The sequence below is a fragment of the Trebonia kvetii genome (assembly GCF_007827045.1).
GTDB classification, from domain to species: Bacteria; Actinomycetota; Actinomycetes; order Streptosporangiales; family Streptosporangiaceae; genus Trebonia; species Trebonia kvetii.
The window spans coordinates 41,351-63,549 of sequence record NZ_RPFW01000005.1; the positions used below are offsets into that span (position 1 = coordinate 41,351).

Annotated in this window: 23 protein-coding genes and 2 pseudogenes; 15 read left to right on the forward strand and 10 right to left on the reverse strand. The window is 67.9% G+C overall.

Going from position 1 to position 22,199, the window contains the following annotated elements; all coding sequences use genetic code 11:
* The first annotated feature begins 45 nt into the window (after nt 1-45).
* The 7 genes from EAS64_RS25185 to EAS64_RS25215 all read left to right on the forward strand — a co-directional run bounded on the left by EAS64_RS25185 (nt 46) and on the right by EAS64_RS25215 (nt 6,407).
* A complete protein-coding gene (locus EAS64_RS25185) occupies nt 46-909 on the forward strand; it encodes a CoA transferase subunit A (RefSeq protein WP_145856851.1) in 864 nt (287 codons plus the stop codon).
* Complete coding sequence (locus EAS64_RS25190) at nt 909-1,679, forward strand: CoA-transferase subunit beta (RefSeq protein ID WP_145856853.1); 771 nt, start codon at nt 909-911, stop codon at nt 1,677-1,679. The genes EAS64_RS25185 and EAS64_RS25190 overlap by 1 nt, the downstream gene beginning before the upstream one ends.
* Nucleotides 1,676-2,755, forward strand: coding sequence for an NAD(P)H-dependent flavin oxidoreductase (locus EAS64_RS25195; protein WP_145856855.1), 1,080 nt, complete (start codon nt 1,676-1,678; stop codon nt 2,753-2,755). Before EAS64_RS25190 ends, EAS64_RS25195 begins: the two co-directional genes overlap by 4 nt.
* Nucleotides 2,752-3,549, forward strand: coding sequence for an SDR family oxidoreductase (locus EAS64_RS25200; RefSeq protein WP_145856857.1), 798 nt, complete (start codon nt 2,752-2,754; stop codon nt 3,547-3,549). The genes EAS64_RS25195 and EAS64_RS25200 overlap by 4 nt, the downstream gene beginning before the upstream one ends.
* Nucleotides 3,550-3,654: 105 nt before the next feature.
* Complete coding sequence (locus EAS64_RS25205) at nt 3,655-4,431, forward strand: enoyl-CoA hydratase family protein (protein ID WP_246115861.1); 777 nt, start codon at nt 3,655-3,657, stop codon at nt 4,429-4,431.
* Nucleotides 4,432-4,442: 11 nt separating this feature from the next.
* Entirely contained in the window at nt 4,443-5,312 is an 870-nt protein-coding gene (locus EAS64_RS25210) for an enoyl-CoA hydratase (RefSeq protein ID WP_145856859.1), read from the forward strand.
* A gap of 114 nt (nt 5,313-5,426) precedes the next feature.
* Nucleotides 5,427-6,407 carry an LLM class F420-dependent oxidoreductase gene (locus EAS64_RS25215; protein WP_145856862.1) on the forward strand — a complete coding sequence of 327 codons (981 nt, stop codon included), beginning with the start codon at nt 5,427-5,429 and terminating at the stop codon, nt 6,405-6,407.
* A 53-nt stretch (nt 6,408-6,460) separates the two neighbouring features.
* Here EAS64_RS25215 and EAS64_RS45010 read toward each other — a convergent pair whose 3' ends face one another.
* The gene (locus EAS64_RS45010) at nt 6,461-6,637 is read right to left on the reverse strand and encodes a hypothetical protein (RefSeq protein WP_222849591.1); all 177 of its coding nucleotides are present in this window, start codon (nt 6,635-6,637) and stop codon (nt 6,461-6,463) included.
* On the opposite strand from EAS64_RS45010, the gene EAS64_RS47580 reads away from it, so the two are divergent.
* The gene (locus EAS64_RS47580) at nt 6,608-7,321 is read left to right on the forward strand and encodes a phosphotransferase family protein (protein ID WP_369333566.1); all 714 of its coding nucleotides are present in this window, start codon (nt 6,608-6,610) and stop codon (nt 7,319-7,321) included. The genes EAS64_RS45010 and EAS64_RS47580 overlap by 30 nt on opposite strands.
* Before the next feature lie 144 nt (nt 7,322-7,465).
* Here the strand turns inward: EAS64_RS47580 and EAS64_RS47585 are convergent.
* Both EAS64_RS47585 and EAS64_RS25230 read right to left on the reverse strand, forming a co-directional pair.
* Nucleotides 7,466-8,194: pseudogene (locus EAS64_RS47585) on the reverse strand (SDR family NAD(P)-dependent oxidoreductase); the annotation flags it as partial.
* A 58-nt stretch (nt 8,195-8,252) separates the two neighbouring features.
* Nucleotides 8,253-8,435: an apurinic/apyrimidinic endonuclease family protein gene (locus tag EAS64_RS25230; RefSeq protein WP_145856864.1), complete on the reverse strand. Its 183-nt coding sequence runs from the start codon at nt 8,433-8,435 to the stop codon at nt 8,253-8,255.
* A 401-nt stretch (nt 8,436-8,836) separates the two neighbouring features.
* Here EAS64_RS25230 and EAS64_RS25235 point away from each other — a divergent pair.
* The 5 genes and pseudogenes from EAS64_RS25235 to EAS64_RS25255 all read left to right on the forward strand — a co-directional run bounded on the left by EAS64_RS25235 (nt 8,837) and on the right by EAS64_RS25255 (nt 15,037).
* Nucleotides 8,837-10,046: pseudogene (locus EAS64_RS25235) on the forward strand (acyl-CoA dehydrogenase family protein).
* Between the two features lie 148 nt (nt 10,047-10,194).
* The gene (locus EAS64_RS25240) at nt 10,195-11,436 is read left to right on the forward strand and encodes an ABC transporter substrate-binding protein (RefSeq protein WP_145856865.1); all 1,242 of its coding nucleotides are present in this window, start codon (nt 10,195-10,197) and stop codon (nt 11,434-11,436) included.
* Nucleotides 11,437-11,545: 109 nt separating this feature from the next.
* Nucleotides 11,546-12,406: a branched-chain amino acid ABC transporter permease gene (locus EAS64_RS25245; RefSeq protein WP_222849593.1), complete on the forward strand. Its 861-nt coding sequence runs from the start codon at nt 11,546-11,548 to the stop codon at nt 12,404-12,406.
* A 1-nt stretch (nt 12,407) separates the two neighbouring features.
* A complete protein-coding gene (locus tag EAS64_RS25250; protein ID WP_145856867.1) occupies nt 12,408-14,273 on the forward strand; it encodes a branched-chain amino acid ABC transporter ATP-binding protein/permease in 1,866 nt (621 codons plus the stop codon).
* Complete coding sequence (locus EAS64_RS25255; RefSeq protein WP_222849594.1) at nt 14,270-15,037, forward strand: ABC transporter ATP-binding protein; 768 nt, start codon at nt 14,270-14,272, stop codon at nt 15,035-15,037. Before EAS64_RS25250 ends, EAS64_RS25255 begins: the two co-directional genes overlap by 4 nt.
* Before the next feature lie 78 nt (nt 15,038-15,115).
* Here the strand turns inward: EAS64_RS25255 and EAS64_RS25260 are convergent, their stop codons facing one another.
* Nucleotides 15,116-15,916 (reverse strand): mycofactocin-coupled SDR family oxidoreductase, encoded by an 801-nt coding sequence (locus EAS64_RS25260; protein WP_145856869.1) that lies wholly within the window; start codon nt 15,914-15,916, stop codon nt 15,116-15,118.
* Nucleotides 15,917-16,048: 132 nt separating this feature from the next.
* Nucleotides 16,049-16,600: a TetR/AcrR family transcriptional regulator gene (locus tag EAS64_RS25265; RefSeq protein ID WP_187366167.1), complete on the reverse strand. Its 552-nt coding sequence runs from the start codon at nt 16,598-16,600 to the stop codon at nt 16,049-16,051.
* 220 nt (nt 16,601-16,820) lie between these two features.
* Between EAS64_RS25265 and EAS64_RS25270 the strand changes: the two genes are divergently transcribed.
* Complete coding sequence (locus tag EAS64_RS25270; protein ID WP_145856873.1) at nt 16,821-17,570, forward strand: SDR family NAD(P)-dependent oxidoreductase; 750 nt, start codon at nt 16,821-16,823, stop codon at nt 17,568-17,570.
* 57 nt (nt 17,571-17,627) lie between these two features.
* Complete coding sequence (locus tag EAS64_RS25275) at nt 17,628-18,260, forward strand: TetR/AcrR family transcriptional regulator (RefSeq protein WP_145856875.1); 633 nt, start codon at nt 17,628-17,630, stop codon at nt 18,258-18,260.
* An 8-nt stretch (nt 18,261-18,268) separates the two neighbouring features.
* Here EAS64_RS25275 and EAS64_RS25280 read toward each other — a convergent pair whose 3' ends face one another.
* The 5 genes from EAS64_RS25280 to EAS64_RS46865 all read right to left on the reverse strand — a co-directional run bounded on the left by EAS64_RS25280 (nt 18,269) and on the right by EAS64_RS46865 (nt 22,182).
* Nucleotides 18,269-19,255, reverse strand: coding sequence for an acyl-CoA dehydrogenase family protein (locus tag EAS64_RS25280; RefSeq protein WP_145856877.1), 987 nt, complete (start codon nt 19,253-19,255; stop codon nt 18,269-18,271).
* A 7-nt stretch (nt 19,256-19,262) separates the two neighbouring features.
* Nucleotides 19,263-20,414, reverse strand: a complete 1,152-nt coding sequence (locus EAS64_RS25285) for an acyl-CoA dehydrogenase family protein (RefSeq protein ID WP_145856879.1) — start codon at nt 20,412-20,414, stop codon at nt 19,263-19,265.
* Between the two features lie 9 nt (nt 20,415-20,423).
* On the reverse strand, nt 20,424-20,993 hold the full coding sequence (locus EAS64_RS25290) for a hypothetical protein (protein ID WP_145856880.1): 570 nt from the start codon (nt 20,991-20,993) through the stop codon (nt 20,424-20,426).
* Nucleotides 20,994-21,095: 102 nt separating this feature from the next.
* Nucleotides 21,096-21,923 carry an SDR family NAD(P)-dependent oxidoreductase gene (locus EAS64_RS25295; protein ID WP_145856882.1) on the reverse strand — a complete coding sequence of 276 codons (828 nt, stop codon included), beginning with the start codon at nt 21,921-21,923 and terminating at the stop codon, nt 21,096-21,098.
* A 127-nt stretch (nt 21,924-22,050) separates the two neighbouring features.
* The gene (locus EAS64_RS46865; RefSeq protein WP_281283319.1) at nt 22,051-22,182 is read right to left on the reverse strand and encodes a hypothetical protein; all 132 of its coding nucleotides are present in this window, start codon (nt 22,180-22,182) and stop codon (nt 22,051-22,053) included.
* Nucleotides 22,183-22,199: the final 17 nt, after the last annotated feature.

A 22,199-nucleotide genomic window follows, 5' to 3' on the forward strand; every position in this document is an offset into this window, starting at 1 on the left:
ATCCTGACATTTACCGAGCAAGCGCTTGATTGATAGGAGGCGAGTGTGGCGGGGAAAAGGATGACCGAGGAAGAGGTAGTCGGTCAGCTCCGGTCGGGCATGACCATCGGCATTGGCGGATGGGGATCGCGACGCAAGCCAATGTCCCTGGTCCGCGCGATTCTGCGATCTGATCTGACTGATCTGACCGTGGTCAGCTACGGCGGTCCCGACATTGGGCTGCTGTGCGCCGGCGGCAAGGTGAAGAAGCTGGTGTTCGGCTTCGTCTCGCTCGACAGCATCCCGCTTGACCCGCTTTTCCGCGCCGCCCGGCAGCAGGGCAGCATCGAAGTTGCCGAATACGACGAGGGCATGGTCCAGCTTGGCCTCTACGCGGCGGCGACCCGGCTGCCGTTCGTGCCCACCAGGGTCGGCCTCGGCTCGCTGGTCGCCGACACCAACCCCGGCCTGCGCACTGTCCTGGACCCCTACGGGGGCGAGGAGTTCATCGCCATGCCGCCGCTGAAGCTTGACGCCGCGCTCGTACACATGAACCGGGCCGATGAGAAGGGCAACGCCCAGTTCCTCGGGCCTGACCCGTATTTCGATGACCTCTTCTGCGCCGCCTCCGAGCGCGCCTACGTGTCGTGTGAGCAGATCGTGCCCACCGAGGAGCTGACGAAGGCCGCCCACCCGGTCACGGTCCGGATCTCCCGCATGCTGGTTACCGGGGTCGTCGAGGCGCCGAACGGCGCGCACTTCACCTCCTGCGTACCCGACTACGACCGCGACGAGGCATTCCAGCGCATGTACGTGGAGGCGGCGGGGGACCCAGGCAAATGGGCCGCGTTCACAGAGCGTTTTCTTGCCAGCGGTGAGGCCGGTTACCAGCGTGAGGTCGCCGCGTTCGCCGCGGGGAAGGAGGCGTGATGCCGGCTACCGATCTGGCCGCTGACCGTGCCGAGGCGTGCGTCATCGCCTGCGCCGAGGCGTTCCGCGGCGACGGCGAGATCCTCGCCGCCCCCATTGGCCTGATTCCCACCATCGCGGTGCGGCTGGCAAGGCACACGTTCGAGCCGCTGCTCCTCGTCACCGACGGCGAAGCCCACATCGTGGAGGGCACGTGGCCGGTCGGTACCCCCGCCCCCGGCACCGTGGAGAGCTGGCTGCCCTACAGGGCCGTCTTCGACATCGTCTGGCGAGGTGACCGGCACGTCATGATGACGCCGAGCCAGATCGACGCCCACGGCAACGCCAACATCTCCGCGATCGGCAGCCATGCCAGACCCAAGGCACAGCTGCTTGGCGTCCGCGGCGCCCCCGGGAACTCGGTCTCGCATCCTACGAGCTACTGGGTGCCCAGGCACTCGGCACGCGTCTTCACCCCCAGGGTGGATATGGTCGCCGGCGTAGGGTGGGACAACGGGGCAAAGGCAGGAGCCGCGGCCACCCGGTACATGCAGCTCCGCCGGGTGGTGTCTAACCTGGCCACATTCGACTGGGAACCCGGGACCCGGCAGATGCGGCTCCTTTCGGTCCACGCCGGGGTCAGCGTCGATGAGGTTGTCGCGGCGACCGGGTTCGGTCTCGTGATCGGCGACCACGTGCCGACCACGCGTGAGCCGAGCGCCGAGGAGCTGCGCTTGATCAGGGAAGTCATCGACCCGAAGGGCCTGCGTTACCAGGAGGTGCCCGCATGACGACCACGATCGCGCCGCACCCCGCGCTAAAGACCAGGATCACCCAGCTGTTCGGCATCGACTACCCGATCGTCCAGACGGGGATGGGGTACGTCTCCGACGCTCGGTTGACAGCCGCGACCTCCGCGGCGGGCGGCCTGGGAATCATCGGCAGCGGCCTGATGTCGTACGAGGAACTGGCCGAGGCCATCGCCACCGTCCAGTCGCTGACGGACAAGCCGTTCGGCGTCAACGTCCGCGCTAACCAGCCCGACGTTGAGAAGCGGATTGACCTGCTGATCAGGTGCGGGGTCAAGGTGGCGTCGTTCGCCCTGGCGCCGCGGCAGGACCTTATCGCGAGGTGCAAGGACGGCGGCCTTGTCGTGGTGCCGTCGATCGGTGCCGTCAGGCACGCGGAGAAGGTCAAGGCCTGGGGGGCAGACGCGGTCGTCGTCCAGGGCGCGGAGGGCGGCGGGCACACCGGCGTGGTACCGACCAGCCTGCTGCTGCCTCAGGTGGCCGGGGCTGTCGACATCGCGGTCATCGGCGCTGGCGGCTTCTTCGACGGCCGCGGCCTGGTCGCCGCCCTCGCCTACGGGGCGGCGGGCATCGCCATGGGCACCAGATTCCTGCTGACCAGGGAGTCGCCGGTCGCCCCGGCGGTCAAGGAGCTGTACCTGACCAAGAAGGTGACGGACACCGTGGTCACCAGCGAGATCGACGGAGTTCCCCAGCGGCTGCTGAACGCAGGCCAGATCGGCAGGCTTCAGGCGACGAGCGCGCCGCGGCGGGTAGCCCGCGCCATCCGCAGCGCTGTGCTGTTCCACCAGATCTCCGGCACGTCCTGGCCGGACATGATCCGCGAGGGCATCGAGATGAAGAAGGAGCATGACCTGCCCTGGACTCAGGTCATCATGGCCGCGAACGCACCCGTCCTGTACCGTTCGGTCTTGCTCAACGGCAGGACCGACATCGGCGTCAGTGCCTCGGGGCAGGTCGTCGGGCTCATCGACGACATCCCGAGCTGCGCCGAGCTGATCGAGCGCATCGTGCGAGAAGCCAATGAGGTCCTCGCCCGGCTCGGAGGCCCGCGATGAGCGCATTGCCAGCTAGGTCAGGGCCGGCCGGGCCGGATGACGGGCATCAACTGCTGGCCGGCAAGACGGTGCTGGTGACTGCGGCCGCCGGCACTGGCATCGGGTTCACCACGGCGCTGCGCTGCGCGGCCGAGGGCGCCATAGTTGCCATCAGCGACCGGCACGAGCGCCGGCTCGGCGAGGCGGCCAGAAGCTTCGAAGAGCAGACGGGGAAGCTTCCTCTCGCCGTGCCCTGCGACGGGACCGTCCAGGAGCAGGTCGACCACCTCATCGATACCGTCGACGCCGAACTCGGCGGGATCGACGTGCTGGTCAACAACGTCGGGCTCGGCGGCGAGGTGAGCATCCTCGACATGACCGACGACCAGTGGAGCACGGTACTTGACGTCACGCTGACCGCCACCTTCCGCGCCACACGGGCCGTCCTGCGGCACATGGTCCCGCGCCGCGGCGGGGTCATCGTCAACAACGCGTCCGTGCTCGGCTGGCGTGCACAGGCGGGCCAGGCGCACTACGCCGCGGCGAAAGCAGGCGTCATGGCGCTGACGCGGTGTGCTGCCATGGACGTGGCACAATACGGCATCCGGATCAACGCGGTGTCCCCGAGCATTGTCATGCACCCGTTCCTGTCCAAGGTCACCACCGAAGAGAACCTGGCCCGGCTGGTCTCGCGGGAGGCCTTCGGCCGTCCCGCCGAGCCGTGGGAGGTCGCCAACGTGATGGTATTCCTGGCCAGCGACTACTCCTCCTACATGACCGGCGAGGTCGTGTCGGTGAGCAGCCAGCACGCTTGAGACAACGCCAAGACATAAGGAGCGCATTGTGAGCGAGCATGCGAGTGAACCAGCAAGTACAGTCCGTCCGCGAATGCGCACTCCGAGCGCCAGCGAGGTGTCCTCATGAACGCTGAGCAACCCGTGCCCATGGTGCGCACGGAGCTGGCAGGAAACGGCATCGCCGAGATCATCATGAACAATCCGCCGGTCAACGCGCTGCCGGTGGCGGGGTGGTTCGATGTTGCCAGGCGGGTCGACGAGGCCGGAGCCAGCCCCGACGTGCGCGCGGTCATTCTGCGCGCCGAAGGGCGCGGCTACAACGCCGGCGTGGACATCAAGGAAATTCAGCGCACCGAGGGCTTCGCCGCCCTTCTCGGGGTCAACCGGGGCTGTTACGAGGCGTTCAAGGCGATCTATGAGTGCTCCGTCCCGGTGATCGCGGCTGTGCACGGGTTTTGCCTCGGGGGCGGCATTGGGCTCGTCGGCAACAGCGATGTGATCATCGCGTCCGAGGACGCCACATTCGGACTGCCCGAGGTCGACAGGGGCGCTCTTGGCGCGGCCACCCACCTGTCACGGCTCGTCCCGCAGCACAAGATGCGCGCCATGGTTTACACCTCGGCCACGGCGACCGCTGCCGAACTGCACCATTTCGGATCGGTCCATGCGGTTGTGCCACGTGACAAGCTCCGCGAGACGGCTCTTGAGTTCGCCGAGCAGATCGCTGCGAAGGACCCGCTTGTGATCCGGCGTGCCAAGGAGTCGCTGAACGGGATCGACCTGTGGGACGTCAACCGCAGCTACCGCTACGAGCAGGGCTTTACCTTCGAGCTCAACCTGGCCGGCGCCGGCGACCGGGCCAGGGACGCGTTCGTCGCCGACGGCAAGCACGGTTCCTGAGGAGCAGCACGATGACCAGCACAGCGAATAGCCAGCAGGGCGACATCGCGGCAGCCGAGAACCCGGTAGTGCTCTACCGCAAGGACGGGGCCGTCGCAGTGGTCACGCTGAACCGGCCCGAGTACCGCAACGCCCAGAACTCGAAGATGACCTATGCGCTTGACGCCGCCTTCTACCGGGCTGCGGACGACGACGAGGTCAGGGTGATCGTGCTGGCCGGAGCGGGAAAGCACTTCTCGGCCGGCCATGACATCGGGACGCCCGGCCGGGACATGCACGAGTCGTTCGACCGCCATGCCGGCCTGTGGTGGGATCACGTCGGCAAAGAGGGGGCGGAGAGCCGCTACGCGCGCGAGTCCGAGGTCTACCTTGGCATGTGCCGGCGGTGGCGGGAACTCCCTAAGCCGACCATCGCGATGGTGCAGGGCGCCTGCATCGCCGGCGCGCTCATGCTGGCCTGGTGCTGCGACCTCATCGTCGCTGCCGATGACGCTTTCTTCGCCGACCCGGTGGTCAAAATGGGGATCCCTGGCGTCGAGTACTTCGCGCACCCGTTCGTGATGGGCCCGCGCTTCGCCAAGGAGTTTCTCTTCACCGGTGACCGTGTTTACGCCGACCGCGCCCTTCAGCTGGGCATGGTGAACAGGGTGGTGCCCAGGGCAGAACTGGAGACAGAGACGATGGCGCTGGCCGCGCGGATCGCCCAGATGCCCCGCCTCGGGCTGGCCCTGACCAAGAAGGCGGTGAACCAGGTGGAGGACATCATGGGTCTGCAGACCGGGATGGACTCGGTTTTCGGTCTGCACCACGTCGCCCACGCGCACAACGCGGAAGTAGGCGGCGACCCGCTGGGCGGTCAGACCATCAAGACGATGAAGTAGGCAAGCTTTGCGCACCGCCGGGGAGGCCGCCGCGGGCATCTTCCGCCGCGGCGCCCCTCCCTCGCTGGTCCAGTACCCGACGGGGGCGATCCCGGAGCGCTTGATTGGAGACGCATGCGAGAAGGGGCGGTCGCGCGGCTCGGGCTCACCATTCCGCTGAAGAGCGGAATTGACCCGGCCGATGAGCTGGCGGTCTTGTCCGCGAAGGGCTATACGGACTTCTGGACCGCCGAGACGTCCCGGTTCGACGCGTTCACCCCGCTCGCCGCCGCAGCAAGCGCCGTTCCGTCAGCCTGGCTTGGGACGGCCGTCGCCTCGGCGTTCGCCCGCGGCCCGGCAATGCTCGCGATGAGCGCCGCCGCTTTGTCATGCCTTGCCCCCGGCCGCTTCCTGCTCGGCATCGGCGCCTCCTCGCCCGTGCTGGCTAGGGACTGGAACGCCGCGACGTACGAGCGGCCGGTTGAACGCGTACGCGATACCGCGCGGTTCCTGCGCGCCGCGCTCGCGGGTGACCTGGTGGACGAGGAATACGACACCTTCGCCGTGCGACGGTTCCGGCTTGAGCAGCCCCCAGAACGGGTACCGCCACTGCTGATCGCGGCGCTGCGCCCCGGCATGCTCAGGGTCGCGGCGGCCGAGGGAGACGGCGTGGTCCTGAACTGGCTCGGCGCCTCCGACGTGCATACGGTGAAGCAGGTCGTCGGGGACCGCCCGCTTGTCGCGGCACGCGTGTTCGTCTGCTGCTCCGAGGACTCCCAGGTGGTCAGGGCAGCGGCGCGGCGGCTGATAGCCGGATACCTGACCGTCCCCGGCTATGCCGCCTTCCAGCGCTGGCTTGGCCGCGAGGCGGCGCTGTCGCCCATGTGGCAGTTGTGGGACGCGGGTGACAGGAAAGGCGCCGCCGCCGCCGTGCCCGACGAGGTGGTCGATGACCTGATCGTGCACGGTACACCCGCGCAGTGCGCCGCCGCGCTGCACGCCTACCGGCGGGCCGGCGTGGACATCCCCATCGTCAAGTTCCTGCCGCTCGATCCCGCCGCCGACCCCGACCATGCGTCGGCGGTGGCGGGTAGCTACGCCGAGGGAAGCCGGTGAGCGACGGCGTGACCTGCACCCCGGGTGGCTCGACGACCAGGCAGGCGAGCGGCTCACCAAGTGGCTAGCGGCCGGGTGCCCGGCATCCGCCCGCCCTTCACCTCCACTGTTCTCGCGGGCGGGAACTCGAACATCACCGTGCTGCTGGCGGACTCCGCCAGCCAGCGGACGCGGGCGTCATCGGCACGCCGTTCTTCGTCATGCGGTACCTCGACGGCATGCACTGCCATGGCGCACAGGACGCGAGCTCACTTCACCCGGCGGCGCGCCGGGCCGCCGGCCAGAACCTGGCGCGGACCCTCGCCAGGCTGCATAGCCTCGATCCCGACACGATCGGCCTTGGCGACCTCGGGCCCAGGGAAGACTACGTGGCACGTCAGCTCCGCCGGTGGCGACGCCAGGTTGACGCCGACCGACGCCGGCCCACGCCGGACATCGATGAGGCGCACGCAATCTTGTCCGCGCACGTGCCACCGCAGCGGCGCGCGTCCGTTGTGCACGGAGACTTCCGGCTCGACAACTGCGTCCTCGACCTGGATGGCGGCGTAATTGGCTTGGTGGACTGGGAAATCTGCGCGCTCGGCGACCCCCTTGCCGACCTGGGCGTGCTGCTCGCGTACTGGGCGGAACCAGGCGACGAGGTCACCGCGCTCAACGACCCGCTGACCCTTGTTCCTGGCTTCCCCAGCCGGGCCGAGATGGCCGCCGCCTACCTGACAGCCTCCGGACTGCCCGCGGACACCGACTTCGCCTTCTTCGTCGCCTTCGCATGGTGGAAGCTTGCCTGCATCATCGAGGGCGTCTGGGCGCGCGCGTCCCGCAAGCGCCAGCGGCTCGCCCGTCCCCTGGACAGCTACGCTCGCCAGGCGGCGTCGGTGGCGTCGCACGCGCGCCCCCTGGCGGCTTGCCTGTAAGGCCAGTTCGGTCATCCGCTTGTCGAGTTCCGCCACCGTCCAGCGGGCGGCGCCGTTGTCGATGACCCGGCCATAGTGCCAGGGCACGAACTCGCGGACCTCGGCACCTTTCGCGAAGAAAGTCCGCCCGGAGAACTGGTTCGAGGCAGAGAGCAGCCAGATGGCGAGCGGGGCGACGTTGGAGGGATGGTAGACATCGAACGACCCGTCCACCGGCGCGGCGACCATGTCCTTCACCCCAGGCGCCTCCTCGGTCATCCGGGTCCGGGCGGCCGGCACCAGGGTGTTCACGCGGATGCCGTACCGCTTCACCTCGCCGGCAAGGATGCTCGAAAGCGCGGCGATAGCCGCCTTGGCCGCACCGTAGTTCGACTGCCCCGCCGCGCCAAGCAGCCCCGACGTCGATGAGACCGTCACGATGGACGGCTGATCGGCGGCGCCTGCCTTGCTGCGGTCCCGCCAGTGCCGGACGAACACGCTCAGCGGGCTGAAGGTTGACCGCAGTTGACCGGCGATCACGTCATCCCACTCGTCGTCGGACATGTTGGCGAACATGCGGTCACGCAGCACGCCCGCGTTCGTGACAAGCCCGTGGACGGATCCGTAGGTGCCGAGGGCCTGCTCAAGCAGCGCCCCAGCCCCCGCGCGGTCCCGCACGTCGGCCGCCGAGGCTGTCGCACTGCCGCCAGCAGCGACGATCTCCGCGGTCACGATCTCGGCACAGGCCGGGTCGAAGCCGCTGCCGTCCGCGGCACAGCCGTTGTCGTTGACGACCACCGAGGCCCCCTCGGCCGCCGCGAGGAGCGCGTACTCCCGGCCGAGACCGCGGCCAGCTCCCGTAATGACGACCACGCGCCCGTCAAGCGCACCCATCGGACCCACCACCTTCTGCTTAGCTGATTTCCGGGTCACATTACCTATCAAGCGCTTGTTAGATCAATGCCTCGATGGCTGCCAGACCGCGCCCGCAGGCTTCAACCACGCCTTCGGCCTCGATCCGCGGGCCAAGCAGTTCCAGTTCGATCGGCCCTGAGTAACCCGCTTCCCGCAGCCACCTGAGCTGCCGGGCGATCGGGATAACGCCCGATGCCGGCGGCTGCGTCCGCGCACGCACGCAGACGGCTCTGGCTGGCGGCCCAGGTGGAGGGAGCCTGCAGGTCGAACGCGGCCGGCGCGGCGATGTCGACGACCCGGACGTTCGCCTCGCGGGCGGCCTCGATGCTCCGCGCGATACCACCAAGCTCAAGCTGGCCCAGGGTTACTCCGGCACGGCACAGCCCGGCGGCTGCGAGAAGCCGGAAGATCTCCACGGCGGACCGGTTGCCGAAACCCACCGTGTGCACGGACAGGCGTGGGTGCATCGCATTGCACCTCCCCTTATCAAGCGCTTGCTTATAGTTGAAAGTGTGGCTCAATGACGCCGTGACGTCGAGTCCGGCCATTCGCGCCGCCGCGTCCGTCGCGAGAACTCGGTGCGCAGGTCCCGAGCCAGGAGAACCAACCTGAGAAGGAGTCATGGACCTTTCGCTGTCGGCGGCGGCGCGGGATTTGCGCGAGCGGCTCCTGCAATTCATGGAAGAGCACGTGTATCCCGCTGAGGCGGAATACACGGCTTACCGGCAAGCGGCAGGTCCGGGCGACCACAGCGTTCCGCCCGTACTGGAGAGGCTGACGCGGACCGCGCGCTCACTGGGGCTGTGGAACCTGTTCCTGCCGGCGGTCTCGGGACTTACCAACGTCGAGTACGCGCAGCTGGCCGAGCTAACCGGGCGCTCGCCGTACCTGGCACCGCAGGCGATGAACTGCGCCGCGCCGGACACGGGAAACATGGAGCTCCTGCATCTGTTCGGCACCGAGGAGCAGCGGAGGCTCTGGCTCGACCCGCTCCTCGACGGCCGTATCCGCTCGGGCTTCTCCATGACCGAGCCCGATGTCGCCTCCTCAGACGCGCGCAACATCAAGACGTCGATCGTGCGTGATGTCGACGCCTACGTCATCAACGGCAGGAAATGGTGGACCACGGGCGCCGCAGACCCCCGGTGCGAGCTGCTCATCGTCATGGGCAAGACCAACCCGGACGCGCCCGCGCACCGCCAGCAGTCGATGATCCTCGTCCCGGTGGGCACCGCGGGGGTGGAAATCGTCCGGGCGCTTCCCGTCTTCGGGTTCCACGACCAGAACGGGCACTGCGAGATCACTTACGCCAACGTCTGCGTGCCTGCGGCGAACCTGCTTGGCGGCGAGGGCGATGGGTTCGCCATCGCGCAGGCCCGACTCGGCCCGGGGCGCGTCCACCACGCGATGCGCTGCGTCGGGATGGCCGAGCGGGCCCTTGGAGATGATGACCAGGCGGTCGCTCGGCAGGCATGCCTTCGGCGGGCCCTTGTCGGATCAGGGCGTGGTCAGGCAACAGATCGCCGAGTCGCGGATGGAGGTCGATCAGGCCCGGCTGCTCGTGCTGCGGACGGCCTGGCTGATCGACACCTGCGGCGTCAAGGGGGCTCAGCCTGAGGTCGCCGCCATCAAGGTAGTGGCGCCGAGGGTTGCCAGTTCGGTCCTCGACCGGGCGATTCAGGTACACGGCGGTCTCGGCGTCACCGACGACCTGCTGCTCGCCCGCATGTGGGCGTCCGCGCGGACGCTGCGGATAGCGGAGGGTCCCGACGAGGTGCACGTCCGCACCGTCGCGCGGCACGAACTGGACAAATACCGCTCTCGACGGTGAGTGACCAGACATGAGCAATATGCGACGAGTCTGTAACGGCGATGCCACAGGTATGTCATTTCTGTGTTTCGCCACCTTGACCTTTGGCTACTCGCGTCACTAGTCTTGCTGAATCAAGCAAGCGCTTGATACACCATAGGAGTGAGACATGAGACGTCGACTGGTCGCCACCACGGTGGCGCTCGCCGCTTCGGTCGGTGTCGCGGCATGCAGCAGTAGCTCGAGCACAGGCACCCCGACGGCCTCGACAAGCGCCGCGGCGACCGGCAAAGGCTCGGCCACGCCGTACCGGGTCCTTATCACTGGCGGCCTCAGCGCCGCGGGCGTGCTCGCAGACAACGCCTCCACCTCAGTCCTTGCCGCGAAGGCGGGCGCGGATGCGGTCAACGCCGAGGGAGGCATAGACGGCCACCAGGTCGTCGTCACCGTGGACGACGACGGGGGAAACCCGGCCACGGCAGTCACGGACCTGCTCAACGCCGTTCACTCGGGGAAGAAGCCCGACCTCTACCTCGATTCCGGTCCCTCGACCGTCGCCGCGGCTGTGCTGCCGATCCTGAAGGCGAACGGCATCCTTTCCTTCAATATCGGGCCCACGACGACCTCGTCCAACCCGGCTGACTTCCCGCTGAACTTCGACCTCTCGCCCGGCCCGTCCGATTACGTCAAGGGCTTCATCCCCACGATGAAGGCGGCCGGGTACAAGAAGGTCGGCATCATCCACGGCAGCGACGCGTACGGCACCGCCTTCGGAGGCGAGCTGGAAACCGCGTTCATCGCGGCGGGCTTCACTGTCACCACCAGCCAGCAGTACGACGAGAACGCGCTGAGCATGACACCGGAGCTGCAGGCCATCCAGGCGACCAAGCCCGACGTACTGGTCATGGACGCCTACGGCCCACCCGTCGGCTACCTGCTCAAGAGCCTGCAGCAGCTGGGCTGGAACATCCCGGTCCTCGCGGACAACTCGGTGTCGGCGACCGGTCTCATCTCTACCCCGGCACCCAGTGGCTACGAGGGGACGGCACTCGTCAAGAACCTGAAGATGCAGGTTTTCAAGAGCACCGTCTACACGGCCTCCGCCGCACTGGTGAACACCGCAGTGAAGACGATGACAGAACTCGGCCCCATCAAGTCGACCCTTATCCTCGCCTACAACTACGACGCCTTCCCGCTGGTGGCGGCGGCGGCCAAGGCCGCAAACTCGGTCGATTCGACAGCGATCGCCAAGGAGCTGGTGAACCCGTCCGTGCTCGACAGCGCGCAGACCGCCATCGTGACCCACTACGGGTTCACGGCAGCCGAGCACTCACCGCAGCAGCAGTCCGGCGAGTTCGTCTTCATCCCGCCGTCGCTCGTCGTCAACGGGCAGTTCGGGCACAGCGGATGATGCGCTGCCGGGCCGTGCCGGGTCTCCCGGCACGGCCCGGACCCGTGGTCAGGCGGCGGACTGCACCTACTGGTACCGCAAGCGGAACGCTCCTTCGGAGGGCCGACCGATGATGACGCTGATCTGGTCGGGGCTGGCCTCGGGTGCCGTCTACGCCCTAGTCGCCATCGGCTACAACATCGTTTTCGTCTCGTCGCAGACTTTCAACTTCGCGCAGGCCCAACTGGTCATGGTGGGCGCGTTCGTCGCCTACAACGCATCGGTTACCTGGCACCTGCCGCTCTGGGCCGTCGCCCTGATCGCGACGGCGGCGGTGCTCGCGCTCGCCACGGTGGAGGAGCGGGTCGCCGTCCGGCCGGTATCCGAGCCGGACGCGCTCCTGGTGACCACGCTCGGCGTCGCCACGTTGCTCAGCGGGGGAACCCAGCTCATCTGGGGCAGCCAGCCGCTCAGCGTCCCGTTTCCGGGATCGTCCAACGTGATCTCCGTCTTCGGCGGGCGGATATACCCCTACGAGGTCGGCCTCGTGGCCGCTCCTGTCGTGCTGGTCCTCATTTACCTGTACCTCAGCCGCCGGCTGACCGTGGGACTCGCGCTGCTCGGCATGGCCGAGGACCGCGAGGCGGCGATCCTGCGCGGCGTGAACGTCCGCTTGCTCGCGCTGGGCACCTTCGCCCTGGCCGGCGCCGTGGCCGGGCTGGTGAGCCTGCTAGTGGGCCCCTACACGTTCGCGGTCGCGACGCTCGGCTCCGAGCTGGCGCTCAAGGGGTTCGTCGTCCTCGCGATCGGCGGTTTCGGCTCCATGGGGGGCTCGCTGGTGGGCGCGGTGATCGTCGGCCTTGTGGAAGCGGTCGCGTCCCGCTACCTGGGGACCCAGTACAGCGACCTGTGCGTATTCGCCGTGCTGCTGATAGTCCTGTTCGCCCGTCCGGCTGGCCTGTTCGTGCGTACCCGAGAACGGGTGGTGTGACATGAAGACATGGCGCGTGCTGCGCTCGGCGCCGACCTGGACCTGGCCGGCCCTGAGCGCGCTCATCATCCTGTTCCTGCCGCAGCTCGGGCTCCCCTACGCGGCCACCCTGCAGGTCGAGCTCGCGGCCATCCTGGCCCTGGTGGTCAGCGGCCTCAACCTGAGCCTCGGGTACGCCGGAGAGCTGGCGCTCGGCCAGGCCGCGATGTACGCCGCAGGGGCATACGCCGCGGGGATCCTGTCCGAGCACGGGCAGACCGACCTGCTGCTCCAGCTCGCGGTCTCCGGTGCCGTCGCACTCCTGGTCGGCGTGGTCACCGGCATCCCCGGGCTGCGGCTCAACAGCTGGTCGCTTGCGATGACCTCTTTCTTCCTGGTGCTGATCATCCCCGACCTGCTGGAGATCTTCAGCAGCCAGACCGGCGGCACCAACGGCCTGAGCGGCATCCAGGCCGTCACGCTGTTCGGCATCACCTTGTCCTCAGGCGACCTGTACATGGCCATCATCGTCGTGGCCGTCCTCTGGTTCGCCCTGATGCGGAACATCGTGACCTCGCGGCACGGCATCGCGTTCCAGGTGCTCAAGCAGAGCCCGGTGCTCGCCACCTCGCAGGGCATCGCCGTCTTCCGCATGAAGCTCGCGGCCTACGCGCTCGGTGCCATCCCGGCCGGCCTGGCCGGCGCCCTGTTCGCCAACCTTGAGCAGTACATCTCTCCGGACGCGTTCAACTTCACGCTCGCGACCAGCGTCCTCGCCGCGTCCATCCTTGGCGGTTCCGCCAGCGTGTATGGCGCCGCCGTCGGCGCGGCCATCATGCAGTGGGGACCCAACAACTCCACCGCGTTCCAGCAGTACTCGCTGATCTTCTATGGCGCGTTCCTGGTCATCGGCGGCGTCCTGCTGCGGGGCGGGATCGCCCGTCTCGGGCGCGACCTGCTGCGGCGCCTTGACAGGGCAGCCGGCGTCAGGGCCGCACCGGTGCCGGCGGCTGGGGCCCCGCGGGAGATGACCCCGCTGTCGGGCGCGTCGCTGGCGGTTCGGGGCGTCTCGAAGCTGTTCGGCGGCAACCAGGCGCTCAAGGACGTTAACCTCCTGGCCGAACCCGGCAAGGTCACCGCGATCATCGGTCCCAACGGCTCGGGCAAGACGACCTTGCTCAACATGGTCTGCGGTTTCTACCGGACCGACCAGGGCGAGATCACCCTGGGCAAGGACCGGCTTGACCAGCTTCCGCCGCATCGTCGCGCGCGGATCGGCATCTCCCGGACTTTCCAGACGCCCAACCTGCCGGGCGGCATCACCGTCGCCGAGGCCGTCAGCTCGGGCCGTTACATGACATCGCGCGCGTCCACGTGGTCGGCGATCTTCCGGACACCGGGATACCGCAAGGTCCGCCGGGCGGATCTCGCCGAGGCGGACCGGTTGCTTGAGCTGGCCGGCCTGCTGCACCTGCGCGACACCCAGGCGGTCGCGCTGCCGCTTGGCATGCGCCGGATGCTCGAGCTCGCACGGGCGCTGATCGCCGGTCCCCGGCTACTGCTGTTGGATGAAACGGCGTCGGGCCTGGACGAGGACGAGGTCGACCGGATCGCGTCCCTGCTCACCCGGATCAGGGACGCGGGCGCGACCGTGATCCTGGTGGAGCACAACTTCCGGCTGGTGCTTGAGCTCGCCGACCACATCGTGGTGCTGGCTCACGGCGAGGTCATCGCCGAGGGACCGCCGGCCGAGATTGAGCGGAATCCGCGGGTGCTCAGCGAGTACCTGGGCACCAGTGGCGAATCGAAGGAGCTCACGATCGCGGAAGAACTAGCGAGCATCGCCGGCGACCCGAGCCTGGCAGGCGATCGAGGTGAGGACCAGTGACAACTGCGGCTGACGGCGCCCCGCTGCTCACGGTGAGCGGCATCGCGGCCGGCTACGGCGACCTGCGTGCCGTCTGGGATGTCTCGCTCAAGGTCTGGCCCGGTCAGCTAACGGCCCTGCTCGGCCGCAACGGCGCGGGCAAGACGACCACGCTGCGGGCGATTTCCGGGCTGAACAAAGTCCAGAGCGGAACCGTGCGCCTCCGTGAGCAGGACATCACCCGCGTCCCGCCGTACCAGCGGGTGCGCATGGGCATGGCCTACGTGCAGGAGGGCAAGCGGGTTTTCCGCCGGCTGACCGTCGAGCAGAACCTGATCCTCGGCGGCTACGTCCGCAAGCAGGGACGTGCGAACCTGCGCAAGGAGGCCGAGCGCGTCTACGAGCTATTCCCGGTGCTGGGGGAGAAGCGCAGGCTGCCGGCGGGCAGCATGTCCGGCGGCCAGCAGCAGATGCTGGCGATCGGGCAGGCGCTCATGGCCGAGCCCTCGGTGCTGCTGCTCGACGAGCCGTCAGGCGGCCTCGCCCCGGTGATCGTCGCGGAGGTCATGGACCGCATCGGCGCCCTCCGCGGGCAGGGGCTCGGCATCCTGCTCGTTGAGCAGGCGGTGGAGGCCGCCATCGGGTACGCCGACCACGTGGCCGTCCTCGACGTCGGGAAGGTCGTGCTCACCGCGAAGGCAGGCGAAGTGGACGACATGACGATCCTGCGCGACGCCTACTTCGGCAAGCAGGCATCCTCGGCCCAGCGCCCGAGCGAGCCCTAGTCCAGCTCGCCGGATAACCTCGCTCCCGTCCGGATATTCATGATGATCCAGAACGGGGGCGGGGTTACTCCGCACGCGCTACCTGATCGTGCTGCCCGCGTCCACGACCAGCGTGGTGCCTGTCACGTAGCGGGCGTCGTCCGATGATAGGTACAGCAGCGCGTTGCTGATGTCAACCGGCTGGACGTGCGAGACGGGCAGCGAGTTCATGAACAGCGGCCTAAGGTCGGGGCGCTCGTCGAGCAGTACGGGAAGGACTTCTGAGTGCCCTTGGGGCGTGTCCACGCCGGTCGGGTGAATGGTGTTGACCCGGATGTTGCGGTCGGAGAGCTCGAGCGCCAGCGTACGGGCCAGCCCCACCAGCGCGTGCTTCGCCGCCACATACGGGAGGTAAAACGGAAGCGCGCGGATGCCCGCCGATGAGCTCGTGATCGTGATCGATCCGCCGCCCGTCGCGAGCAGGTGCGGGATTGCGACGGAGCAGGTGTTCCAGACACCCTTGAGGTTGACATCAAGCGTGGTGTCCCAGACCTCGTCCGTGACGTCGCTGTACTTCTGCACGCTCGTGATAGCCGCATTAGCGGAGACGATGTCCAGCTGGCCGAGTTCGGCCACCGCTCTGTCCACGGCATCCTTCAGGGCGGCCCTGTCGCGGACGTCCGCTACCGCCGCTACTATCCGGCGGTCAAGCGCCTCGACGGCGCCCACGGTCTCGGCAAGGTCGTCCTCGGTGGCCATCGGGTAGGGCACGAAGCCGATCTGGCGGCAGATGTCGATGGCAATGATGTCCGCCCCCTCCTCGGCGAGGCGGATGGCGTGGCTCCTGCCCTGGCTTTTCGCCGCCCCCGTGATAAGAGCCACCTTGCCCTTTAGACGCATCTTCTGTGCCTCATTCTCAGCTTTCCCGGAAAGTAAAATCAGCCTCGAGGCCAGTCTACCAAGCGCTTGCTCAAGAAGTCATCGCGCGAGCGGAAGGTGGAGGGCCTCCTCCTGGGGCGGCCGTATCCCCGGTCAGCCGGCCGTGAAGCCGTCGAGGAAGACGGCGAGCAGGTCGTCGGCGAGCTTGGCCGGCGGGTACCCTTCCGTCGACCGGTACCAGCGGGGCGACAGCCACACGGCGTCGCGGAGCAGGCGGTGGAACAACCGGGGGCTCACGTCAGACCGGAGTTCGAGCGCGTCGACGCCTGCCGTGATGATGTCCGCCCAGAATTGGTGGATCTCATGTGCCAGCCCGCTGACGTACTCGTTGCGCGGGAGGGACTTCAGCACAGCACCTTCGTTCTGGTAGATCTCGACGGCGTGCGGCTGGTCGGTGGCCACCTGGAGCGAGATAAGCACCAGCTGCCTGAGGCGCTTGACCGGGTCGGTGTCGCGCTCGCGCAACCCCTGGTACCGGGCAAGCAGGTCGTCGAGGTAGCCGATGACGATGTCTTGCACCATCACTTCCTTGGAGGGGAAGTGATGGTAAAGACTGCCTGAGAGCACGCCTGCCTGGTCCGCTATTTGGCGGACCGTGGTGGCGGCCACCCCCTGCGCGGCGAAAAGCGCCGCCGCCTCCCTCAAGATGATGTCTCGTCGGCTGACGCCCTGGTCAGGCCGACTGCCTGAGGGCGAGGGGCGAGCGGCCTCGCTGTCATCGTTCTTAACAAGCAAGGCTTTACACCGATCCCGCGTTGTGCATTAGAAACAAGTTCTCTCCGGCCGTGGGTGCCATTATTACAACCAAGCGCTTGGTAGTCTATCAGAATAGATGTGAGAAGCGCTGCGGGGAAAGGCGACCAGTATGGCTGCTACCGGACAGGTGATGCTCGGGTTCACCCCGGGTGAAACGGTGATCGTGACGGGGGCAGGGAGCGGGATCGGCCGGTCCACTGCGATCAATGCCGCCGCCGTCGGGCTGACGGTGGCGGTCTGGGACGTCAACGCGGACGGGGCCGCGGCGACAGTCCGCAACATCCAGCAGGCTGGCGGCAAGGCCGTTTCTGTAACCGCCAACGTCACCGACGACGCCCAGGTAGAGGCGGCACTGGCGGCGTCGGCGCAGATGGGGAATGTGCGCTACCTGGTCAACAACGCCGGCCCGGCCAGCGCAGCCGAGCTTGACTTCGATCAGGCGATGCTGGCCGGGATCGGCAGCATGCGCCGGGTGACGACCGCGTGGCTGGCGAGGGGTCCGGTAAGCGGGGCCGCTCTGGTCAACGTCGCGTCGGTGGCAGGCAACCTGATCGGCAGCGCACCTGACTGGTATCCGGCGACGAAGGCGGCCATCATGGGGTACACCCGCCACCTGGCCGCTTACCGCGCGGACGCCGTCCGGGCGAACGCCGTTGCCCCTGGACTGACCGATACCGCCCGGATGGCCGGCTACGCGGACAGCGACCTCGGGAAGCGGATCCTCGGCCGTATCCCACTGCACCGGATGGCGTCCCCAGACGAGATCTCGTGGGGCATCCTCTTCCTGCTGTCTCCGCTGGCGTCGTACGTCAACGGCATATTGCTCACGATGGACGGCGGGTGGACCATCACCCAGTAGCAGCTGCCGACAGCTACAGTTCCAGACGGCACAACCTCTCGCTGGAAGGTATTCCGAATGACAGAGCCTCAGGACCGCCGCGAACTCATTGTCGCGACTGCGGCGGAGATGTTCGCCCGCAAGGGAATCAGGTCGACCACGGTGCGAGAAATCGCCGACTCGGTAGGCGTCCTGTCAGGCAGCCTGTACCACTACTTCAGCTCTAAGGATGAAATCGTCAAAGAGATCCTCATGGGTTTCCTTGCCGCCATCCAGGACAGGTACGGGGAGGTCTTGGCCCAGGGACAGGACGCCTCGCAGACACTGCGAGCCGTGGTCCTTGCCTCCCTCAGGGTCGCCAAGCAGCAGCCAGACGCGACAGTGATCTACCAGAACGAACTGCGCTACCTCCGCGAGACGCCCCAGTACAAAGAGGTACAGGCGGCTGCGGCCGACGTGCAACGGGTCTGGGCCGGGGTCATTGAGCGCGGGGTCGCCGACGGCACCTTCAGGGATGACATCTCGCCGCGGATATTCCACCGGCTCATCCGAGACGCTGTCTGGCTGTCTGGACGTGGCCAGCACTCCGACGCCGGGTATTCCACCGAGCGGCTCGCCGACGCCATCACCTCGATATTCCTGCAAGGCTTCGCTGCCCGTCCCGGAATAGGTGCCAGCCAGTCCGATGAGGTGCCGGCGCAGACCCCATGAGCCTGGCCTCAGCGCAGGCCGGCGACATCGGCGACCAGCCGGCGCAGCTCGCTGGGAGCGCCAAGCAGCAACTGCGACGTCTTGGCGCGCTTGAGGTAGCGGTGCGCCTCATGCTCCCAGGTGAAGCCGATGCCGCCATGCAACTGCACCATCTCTGCCGCGGCGCGCCAGAAGATGTCGGTGCAGTACAGCTTGGCGAGCGGTGCCATGACTGCGAGGTCCGCTGTGCCGGCGACGGCGGAGGACACCGCGGCGTGAGCGGCGGCCCGCGCCGACGCGACGCCCACCGCGAGGTCAGCGCAGCGGTGCTTGAGTGCCTGGAAGGAGCCGATCGGACGGCCGAACTGCCTGCGCGCCTTGAGGTAGGCGACAGTCGAGTCCAGGCAGTGCACCGCCGCGGCGGCGGACTCGGCCGCGATCAGCACCCGCATCAGGTTCTCCGCACGCCCGTCGTCCGGCCCGACAACCAGGGTCGGCGCTCCTTGGAACGTGACCGTCGCCTGGAAGCGCGTCTGGTCCAGCGTGCCAACCGCCTCCACGATCGTGTCCTGCGCCCGGACCGTGTATAGAACGTCCTGGACACGGACAAGGAAGACGCCGGCAGCGGCTCCGTCAAGCACGTGCCGTGCCGTGCCGTCCAGCCGTCCATCCGTCGCCGCGATGCCGCCGAATATGAAGGCGGCGGTCATCGCCCCGGAGACGATGCCAGGCAGGAAGGCCTCCGCCGCCGCCCGGTCGCCATCAGAGAGCACCGCGCCCGCCAGTGCGGTGGACAGGTAGGGCACGGGCAGCAGGACGCGGCCGAGTTCCTCCGCCGCGATGGCCACCTCGGCGAAGGTGGCGCCCATGCCGTCGTAGCGCTCGTCGACGGCAAGGGCGGTCAGCCCGAGCTCTCCGGTAAGGCGTTTCCACGCGGTCGCATCGGCGTGCTGGCGGCAGAAGTCTCGTATGGTCTCGCGCAGCGCTGCCTGCTCAGATGAGTCAGTCTCGTACATCAGCCGTCTATCCCCGCGGTAGGCCGAGCCCTCGCTCGGCGATGATGTTGCGCTGGATTTCGTTGGAGCCGCCGTAGATGGTGTCGGCCCGTGTATGCAGGAACAGGCGCTGCGCGTCCGATAGCTCGTAGCCGGGGCCTGCCCCGGTGGCGTCGGGCCCGGCCACGTCCGCGGCGAGCTCACCGAGCCGCTGATGCCAGGGCGCCCACAGCAGCTTGGCGATATTCGCCTCGGTTCCAGGTGCGACGCCCGCCGGACCGCCGAGGGTGGCCTGGGCGGTGAAGCGCAGTACCTGCAGCCCGATCCAGGCGTCGGTGATCCGCGTGGCGATCTCGGGGTCGTCGATGGCCCCGTTCGCGCGTGCTTCCGCGAGGACGGATTCGAATTCGCGCTGGAACCCCATCTGCTGGCCCACCGTGGACACGCCGCGCTCGACGCCGAGCGTGCCCATCGCGACGCGCCAGCCGTCACCCGCCGCGCCCACCACGGCGTCGGCGTCGGTGCGCGCACCGTCGAAGAACACCTCGTTAAACTCCGAGGTGCCGGTGATCTGCACGATCGGGCGGATCTCAACGCCCGGCTGGTCCATGGGGACGAGCAGGTACGACAGTCCCCGGTGCCGTTCGGCCCCGGGATCCGTGCGGGCGAGCACGAAGCACCAGTCGGCGACGTGCGCCAGCGATGTCCAGACCTTCTGCCCGGTGATGTGCCATTCCCCGTCGCGCAGCTCGGCGCGGGTCCGGACGGAGGCCAGGTCGGAGCCCGCCTCGGGCTCGGAGTACCCCTGGCACCACATCTGCGTGCCGGACAGGATGCCGGGCAGGAACCTGGCCTTCTGTGCCGGCGTCCCGAAAATCAGCAGGGTCGGGCCGAGGAGCTGCTCGCCCATGTGGCCGACCCGCCCGGGCGCGCCCGCGCGCGCGTACTCCTCGTAGAAGATGACCTGCTGTCTCCATGGCAGGCCGCGGCCGCCGTCCTCGACCGGCCATCCGAGGCCGATCCAGCCGCCCTCGCCCAGGCGGCGTTCCCAGGCCAGCCGCTCGGTGACGAACTCGTGCTCTCGCCCTGGGCCCCCCTTGCCGACCAGCCCGGCGAACTCACCGGTGAGGTTGTCAGCGAGCCAGGCGCGGACGGTCGCGCGAAACTCCTCGTCGTCCATCTATGCGCGTCAGACTCTCGGGAGCTGCCACTGCAGCTCGATGTGCTGCCCGAGCGACAGCATCCCGGAGGCGATGACGTCGGTCCGGACGAATGCCTGGATCATGATCTTGCTGTACGCGCCGGGGTCGCCGGGCCGGAACACGCCGGAAAGGGTGACCCGCCCCTTGAGCTGGGGGTCGTCCTCGTCGACACGGCGGATCTTGGCCAGGGTGGCCTCGTACGCGTTATACCGGGAGAACCTGATGCCGAAATGACACGACCGCTGCGGCTCGCTCGAGAGCCGGCCCTGATATCCGCGCGCCGTGTCGCCGAGCGTGCCGGCCTGCTTGAGGGCACTGGACAATGCCTGCTCGAAGGCCCACTGCTCGGCGGTGACCTCTGACGCGTACATCACGTTGTTGGCGATGTCGGCCTCGGCCTGCTCGACGTAGGCCGTCAGGAACGTGCCGCCTCTGTCTTCGACGCGGCACCCGAGCAATCCGAACACCCGTGCTGCTAGCTGCCGCTCACCTGGCGCGTATACTAGCTCGACGTGATTCAGCCGTCGGAGCGACGGCGTTTCCTGGACACTCGGCATCGGGGTCTCCTTCGCTGTGCGGACGCGAGCACGCCGGCCGTCCGTTCGCCTCGGCCCCACAATAGCGAGCCCGGGGCCACCAATCAAGCGCTTGGTTTACTCTCAGGTTGTCATCGGCACGGCTTGTGCCCGGACTCGTTCCACTCGCTCGGTCCACCGGACCAGCCATTCAGGATGCGGGAAGATGTGCGTCTTGCGTTCCGCCATCGCGCGTATCACGAGATCGGCGACTGCGGCAGGGGACAGGCCGGCGGCGATTTGCCGGTCGACCGCCTCCCTGAGTTCCTCAAGTTCCGGATCTGCCTGCGAGCGAGGAACGTGCGCGGCGGGCGCGTTGCGCTCGTCGTTCGCGATGGCCGTGGAGACATGCGCGGGACAGAGCACCGCGACGCCCACGTGCGGCGCGTCCGCGGCCAACTCGGCGGCCAGGCCCTCAGACAGCGACACCACGCCCGCCTTGGACACGTTGTAGGGGATGAGGTGACCGCCGGTCAGGAACCCGGACATGGAGGCCGTGTTGATGATGTACGCCTCGTCTTGGGCGGCGAGGACGGGCAGGAAGACGTGGCAGCCGTTGATGACGCCCCACAGGTTGACCCCGAGCGTCCACTCCCACGTCGCAAGCGGGGTCTTCGAGAAGCGCTGCTGGCCGCCGACCCCGGCATTGTTGCACAGGACGTGCACGGCACCGAACCGCTCGACCGCGGCATCCGCGAGGGCCCGCACCGACTCGACGTCAGCAACGTCGGTCCAGACGCCGAGCACCGGGCCGAGTCCGGCCAGCTCCTTCTCCGCCCGCGCGAGGTCGCCGCGGTCGTTGTCGGCCAGGACAACCTTCATTCCTTCGCCAAGGAACCTCGTCGCGAGGCCGCGGCCGATGCCGTTCGCGGCCCCGGTCACCACCGCGACCCGTCCGGCCAGCTCACGCATGGCGCTGCCCCCCGCGGCCGGGGTGCCTGGTGGCACAGTGCGGTTGCGGTGAAGCCGTGGTCATGGAGCCCGCCCTTCCGTTAAGTCTGCCATTGGACCCTGCATGCGTGGGTACGTGGGCGGCTGCTTACTTGAGCTTCTTGAATCGGAGGAAGCTGTCCCACTCGGGACCGTGGAACATCCCGACCGCGGGGTCCATGGCCTTTTCCGGGATGACGAAGTTGGTGATGTCCATGATCTCGGCGAAGTTGTCGCTCACTTCTTCTGGCGACGGCT

Coding starts and splice junctions, on each gene's coding strand:
- EAS64_RS25260 (WP_145856869.1), bottom strand. CDS start 15,916: ATGCGTCTAAAGGGCAAGGTGGCTCTTATCACGGGGGCGGCGAAAAGC.
- EAS64_RS25275 (WP_145856875.1), top strand. CDS start 17,628: ATGACAGAGCCTCAGGACCGCCGCGAACTCATTGTCGCGACTGCGGCG.
- EAS64_RS25210 (WP_145856859.1), top strand. CDS start 4,443: ATGACCAGCACAGCGAATAGCCAGCAGGGCGACATCGCGGCAGCCGAG.
- EAS64_RS25295 (WP_145856882.1), bottom strand. CDS start 21,923: ATGCGTGAGCTGGCCGGACGGGTCGCGGTGGTGACCGGGGCCGCGAAC.
- EAS64_RS25215 (WP_145856862.1), top strand. CDS start 5,427: ATGCGAGAAGGGGCGGTCGCGCGGCTCGGGCTCACCATTCCGCTGAAG.
- EAS64_RS25270 (WP_145856873.1), top strand. CDS start 16,821: ATGGCTGCTACCGGACAGGTGATGCTCGGGTTCACCCCGGGTGAAACG.
- EAS64_RS25195 (WP_145856855.1), top strand. CDS start 1,676: ATGACGACCACGATCGCGCCGCACCCCGCGCTAAAGACCAGGATCACC.
- EAS64_RS25290 (WP_145856880.1), bottom strand. CDS start 20,993: ATGCCGAGTGTCCAGGAAACGCCGTCGCTCCGACGGCTGAATCACGTC.
- EAS64_RS25240 (WP_145856865.1), top strand. CDS start 10,195: ATGAGACGTCGACTGGTCGCCACCACGGTGGCGCTCGCCGCTTCGGTC.
- EAS64_RS25245 (WP_222849593.1), top strand. CDS start 11,546: ATGATGACGCTGATCTGGTCGGGGCTGGCCTCGGGTGCCGTCTACGCC.
- EAS64_RS25205 (WP_246115861.1), top strand. CDS start 3,655: ATGAACGCTGAGCAACCCGTGCCCATGGTGCGCACGGAGCTGGCAGGA.
- EAS64_RS25200 (WP_145856857.1), top strand. CDS start 2,752: ATGAGCGCATTGCCAGCTAGGTCAGGGCCGGCCGGGCCGGATGACGGG.
- EAS64_RS25250 (WP_145856867.1), top strand. CDS start 12,408: ATGAAGACATGGCGCGTGCTGCGCTCGGCGCCGACCTGGACCTGGCCG.
- EAS64_RS25190 (WP_145856853.1), top strand. CDS start 909: ATGCCGGCTACCGATCTGGCCGCTGACCGTGCCGAGGCGTGCGTCATC.
- EAS64_RS25285 (WP_145856879.1), bottom strand. CDS start 20,414: ATGGACGACGAGGAGTTTCGCGCGACCGTCCGCGCCTGGCTCGCTGAC.
- EAS64_RS25280 (WP_145856877.1), bottom strand. CDS start 19,255: ATGTACGAGACTGACTCATCTGAGCAGGCAGCGCTGCGCGAGACCATA.
- EAS64_RS47580 (WP_369333566.1), top strand. CDS start 6,608: ATGCGGTACCTCGACGGCATGCACTGCCATGGCGCACAGGACGCGAGC.
- EAS64_RS45010 (WP_222849591.1), bottom strand. CDS start 6,637: ATGGCAGTGCATGCCGTCGAGGTACCGCATGACGAAGAACGGCGTGCC.